This is a genomic window from Streptomyces europaeiscabiei, assembly GCF_001550375.1.
In the GTDB taxonomy this organism is placed as follows: domain Bacteria; phylum Actinomycetota; class Actinomycetes; order Streptomycetales; family Streptomycetaceae; genus Streptomyces; species Streptomyces europaeiscabiei.
In genome coordinates, this window is record NZ_LRTR01000473.1 from 1 (window position 1) to 4,158 (window position 4,158).

At 70.8% G+C, this 4,158-nt stretch carries 6 protein-coding genes; 2 read left to right on the forward strand and 4 right to left on the reverse strand.

The window, feature by feature from the left end; all coding sequences use genetic code 11:
- The coding region (locus AWZ10_RS23055) for a cytochrome b/b6 domain-containing protein (protein ID WP_208618545.1) at positions 1-332 on the forward strand (332 nt) is incomplete at its 5' end.
- 34 nt (positions 333-366) lie between these two features.
- On the opposite strand, the gene AWZ10_RS23060 is transcribed toward AWZ10_RS23055, so the two are convergent.
- From AWZ10_RS23060 to AWZ10_RS23070, 3 genes are all read right to left on the reverse strand, one after another.
- Positions 367-567, reverse strand: a complete 201-nt coding sequence (locus AWZ10_RS23060) for a type II toxin-antitoxin system VapB family antitoxin (protein WP_046706296.1) — start codon at positions 565-567, stop codon at positions 367-369.
- 111 nt (positions 568-678) lie between these two features.
- Positions 679-2,076: a GntP family permease gene (locus AWZ10_RS23065; protein ID WP_046706295.1), complete on the reverse strand. Its 1,398-nt coding sequence runs from the start codon at positions 2,074-2,076 to the stop codon at positions 679-681.
- Positions 2,077-2,158: 82 nt separating this feature from the next.
- On the reverse strand, positions 2,159-2,677 hold the full coding sequence (locus AWZ10_RS23070) for a gluconokinase (protein WP_046706294.1): 519 nt from the start codon (positions 2,675-2,677) through the stop codon (positions 2,159-2,161).
- 143 nt (positions 2,678-2,820) lie between these two features.
- Between AWZ10_RS23070 and AWZ10_RS23075 the strand changes: the two genes are divergently transcribed.
- Positions 2,821-3,546 carry a FadR/GntR family transcriptional regulator gene (locus AWZ10_RS23075; protein WP_046706293.1) on the forward strand — a complete coding sequence of 242 codons (726 nt, stop codon included), beginning with the start codon at positions 2,821-2,823 and terminating at the stop codon, positions 3,544-3,546.
- A 23-nt stretch (positions 3,547-3,569) separates the two neighbouring features.
- Here AWZ10_RS23075 and AWZ10_RS23080 read toward each other — a convergent pair whose 3' ends face one another.
- A complete protein-coding gene (locus AWZ10_RS23080) occupies positions 3,570-4,016 on the reverse strand; it encodes a YchJ family protein (RefSeq protein WP_159015101.1) in 447 nt (148 codons plus the stop codon).
- Positions 4,017-4,158: the final 142 nt, after the last annotated feature.

The following is a 4,158-nucleotide window of genomic DNA, read 5'->3' on the forward strand; positions in this document are numbered from 1 at the left end:
GCGTCTGGCTCCGCGCCGCCCGCCGCCGCGCCCCGGGCGCACGCCCCGCCGCCAAGTTCAACGCCGGCCAGAAGCTCTACGCCTCCTGGATCGCCGGCGCCACCCTCGTCATGCTCGCCACGGGCCTGATGATGTGGTTCACCCACCTCACCCCGCTGATGTGGCGCACCAGCGCGACCTTCGTCCACGACTGGCTGGCCCTGACGATCGGCGTCGTCCTGGCGGGCCACATCGGCATGGCCCTGGGCGACCCCGAGGCCCGCCGGGGCCTGCGCACGGGCTCGGTCAGCCGGGAATGGGCGGACCGGGAACACCCGCTGTGGCGGCCGTAGCGCCGGACCCAGCCGGAAGTCCCCGGTCTTGTGGTCAGCCTTGGGGCTCCTGCGGTTTGACCTCGACCTCGCGCAGGCCCTGCTCCTTGAGCCCGGTGCGCGCCTCGGTGCGGTGTCCCCGGGCGACGTAGTCGCGCACGACCGCTTCGACGGCGTCCTGGGGCGAGCCGACCCCGGCCAGGACCATCACTTCCACCACCAGTTCGGCATCGAGACTGATGTTGACCTTGGCCACGAGCGGCCCCCTTCGTCGGTCCGGGACTCCAACAGCCGCACAGCGGCGACTCGTTCCCCTGAGGCTAGGTTCCACAGGACAACAACAGGGCGAACGTTGCCCGATACGGCGCTAGATCACCAGCGACAACAGCAGCACGATCGCCCCCGCCACCACCGAGATGATCGTCTCCATCACCGACCAGGTCTTGATGGTCTGGCCGACGGTCATCCCGAAGTACTCCTTCACCATCCAGAACCCGGCGTCGTTGACATGGCTGAAGAAGAGCGAGCCGGCGCCGATCGCGAGGACCAGCAGGGCCGTGTGGGTGGTCGACATGTCCGCGGCGAGAGGGGCCACCAGCCCCGCCGCCGAGATCGTGGCGACCGTCGCCGAGCCGGTCGCCAGCCGGATCGCCACCGCGATCAGCCAGGCCAGGACGAGCGCGGGGATCGACCAGTCCTCGGAGATCTCCAGGATCATCCGGCCGACCCCGGAGTCGATGAGCGTCTGCTTGAAGCCGCCACCGGCACCGACGATCAGCAGGATCCCCGCGATGGGCGCGAGGGACTTCTCGACGGTCGACCCCAGCCGCTCCTTGGTGAACCCGGCCGCCCGCCCCAACGTGAACATGCCCACGATCACCGACGCGAGCAGCGCGATCAGCGGCGAGCCGGCCACGTCGAAGACCCGCTGCACCATCTGCTCGGGATCGTCCACGATGATGTCCACCAGCGCCTTGGCCAGCATCAGCACCACCGGCAGCAGCATGGTCGCGATGGTCGCGCCGAACCCGGGCCGCTTCTCCAGCTCCTCCGAGGCGCGCGCGGGGATCATGCGCTCGGGGACGGGCACATCCACCCAGCGCGCCGCGTACTTCGAGAACAGCGGCCCGGCGATGATCACGGTCGGTATCGCCACGAGCAGCCCCAGGGCCAGCGTGACACCCAGGTTGGCCTGCACCGCGTCGATCGCGACCAGCGGGCCGGGGTGCGGCGGGATCAGCCCGTGCATGACGGACAGACCGGCCAGGGCCGGGATGCCGATCCGCATCAGCGAGTAGTTGCCGCGCTTGGCGACCATCAGGACGACCGGGATCAGCAGCACGATCCCGACCTCGAAGAACAGCGGCAGCCCGATCACGGAGGCGATCAGTACCATCGCCCACGGCATCGCCCGCCCGCCGGCCCTGGCGAGGATCGTGTCGACGATCTGGTCGGCGCCCCCGGAGTCCGCCAGCAGCTTGCCGAGGATCGCACCCAGCGCGATGAGCACGCCCACCCCGGCCACGGTCGACCCGAGCCCGGTGGTGAAGCTGACGATCGCCTTGTCCAGCGGCGCCCCGGCGAACGCGCCGAGCGCGAGCGAGCCGATGGTCAGCGCCAGGAAGGCGTGCACCTTGAACCTGGTGATGAGCACGACGATGACGGCGATGCCCGCCAGTACGGCGATGCCCAGTTGAGCGTGTCCCGCCGAGGTGATCGGCTCGACGGGGTCCGCTGCCAGCAGCTCGACGTTGAGTCTGGTCACGGTGAATCCTTGAGTGGGGAAGTGGGGGACAAGGAGGAAGAGAAGAAGAAGCACGAGACAGCGGGACAGCGGGACAGCGGCCCTACGACCTGGCCGGGCCGAATCCCCGCAGCGCGACGACCGCCCGTTCGGCGATCTCCTCGGGCGCGCCCGACACGTCGACCGCGACGCCCGCCTCGTCCGCCTGAAGCGGCTGCAGCGTGGCGAACTGCGAGTCGAGCAGCGCCGTGGGCATGAAGTGGCCCTGCCGGTGGGACATCCGGTCCTCGATGAGCGCACGGTCACCGGCGAGGTGCACGAAGACGACTCCGGGCGCCGCGGCCCGCAGCCGGTCCCGGTACGCGCGCTTCAACGCGGAACAGCCGACCACCCCGCCGAGCCCGTCCCGGCCGTGCGCCCAGGCGCCGATGGCGTCCAGCCACGGCCCACGGTCCGCGTCGTCCAGCGGTGTCCCGGCCGACATCTTGGCGATGTTGGCCTCGGGGTGGAAGTCGTCGCCCTCGGCGTACGGAACGCCGAGCCGGGCCGCGAGAAGGGGACCGATCGTGGTCTTCCCGGTCCCTGCCACGCCCATCACCACGACGACGTGAGGGGTACGCATCACTACCTCGCTGTCTCCGTCGACACCTGGGACGTCACCCGACGTCGACGACACTGAAGCTCATTAGATACGACGAATTCAACCCCCCGACACAAATAAGTCTGACTTTTTCTCCGGGTCCCCCTCCTCGTACCCTGATCCCCATGAGCACACCGGGCCGGGGGCTGCACGGCCGAGTACTGGAAACCCTCGGACCGGCGATCACGGCGGGTGAGTACCCGCCGGGGAGCGTGCTGCGCACGGACGAACTCGCCCAGACCTTCGAGGTGTCCCGCTCGGTGATGCGCGAGGCGGTCCGCGTCCTGGAGTCCATGCACCTGGTCGAGTCACGCCGCAGGGTCGGCGTGATCGTCCGCCCGTCCGTCGAGTGGAACGTCTACGACCCCCAGGTCATCCGCTGGCGCCTGGCCGGCGCGGACCGCCCCCGTCAACTGCGCTCGCTCACGGTCCTGCGCTCGGCGGTCGAACCGATCGCCGCGGGCCTCGCCGCCCGCAACGCCACGGCCGAGCAGTGCGCCGCACTCACCGAGTGCGCCATCGGCATGGTCGCCCACTCACGCGGCCACAAGCTGGACGGCTACCTCCACCACGACGTCGCCTTCCACCGCCTGATCCTCACCGCCTCCGGCAACGAGATGTTCGCCCGCCTCGGCGACGTCGTCGAGGAGGTCCTCGCCGGCCGCACCCACCACGCCGTCATGTTCGACGACCCCGACCCGGTCGCCGTCACCCTCCACGTCCAGGTGGCCGAGGCCATCCGGGAACACGACGCCCCCCGAGCCGAGGAACTCACCAGGGAGATCACCACGGGCGCCCTCCAGGAACTCGACATCCTGGCGCCCAACAGCCACTCCCCGGCCGCCGGTTGACCTGGGGCTCCAGTGCCGCGGCACTAGGCCAGGAACTCCCCGTCCACATAGACCCAGGCCCCGTCCACCCGCTCGAACCGGCTCCGCTCGTGCATCGAGCCGCCCCGGAACGAGGCGCGGAAGGTGACGGTGCCGGTGGCGTGGAAGGCCGAGCCGTCCCGGGTGTCCAGGATTTCCAGGCCGGTCCAGCGCATGGTCGTGTCGAAGTCGACGCCGGCGGGCCGCGTCCGGGGATGCCAGGTGCGCAACAGGTACGCCTCGTCGCGCACGACGAACGCGCTGTACCGCGACCGCATCAGCGCCTCGGCGGTCGGTGCGGCGGCGGCGCCGCCCGAGTGGTAGCGGCCGCAGCAGGCCTCGTACGCCTCGGGCAACCCGCAGGGGCACGTACGAGGAGCCTGCGACGAGGCTTTCGCGGGACTCTTCGACCTGGCCCTGGCACTGCTGCGGCGCGACGACATGCCCGCCATTGTGCCCGCCCCACGAACCCCGACCCACACGAGGCGGCGCCTGCCTCCGGTCGGCGGCCTACGCCGAGCCGGAGTTCGTCGGTGGGTACGGTGGGCGCGCCGGGACGACGGGCCCCTTCGGCGCGGGCAGCGGCGGCAGCGC

Excerpts from the sequence above, each read along its gene's own strand:
- AWZ10_RS23070 (WP_046706294.1), bottom strand. The coding sequence starts at position 2,677 with ATGCGTACCCCTCACGTCGTCGTGGTGATGGGCGTGGCAGGGACCGGG.
- AWZ10_RS23075 (WP_046706293.1), top strand. The coding sequence starts at position 2,821 with ATGAGCACACCGGGCCGGGGGCTGCACGGCCGAGTACTGGAAACCCTC.
- AWZ10_RS23080 (WP_159015101.1), bottom strand. The coding sequence starts at position 4,016 with ATGGCGGGCATGTCGTCGCGCCGCAGCAGTGCCAGGGCCAGGTCGAAG.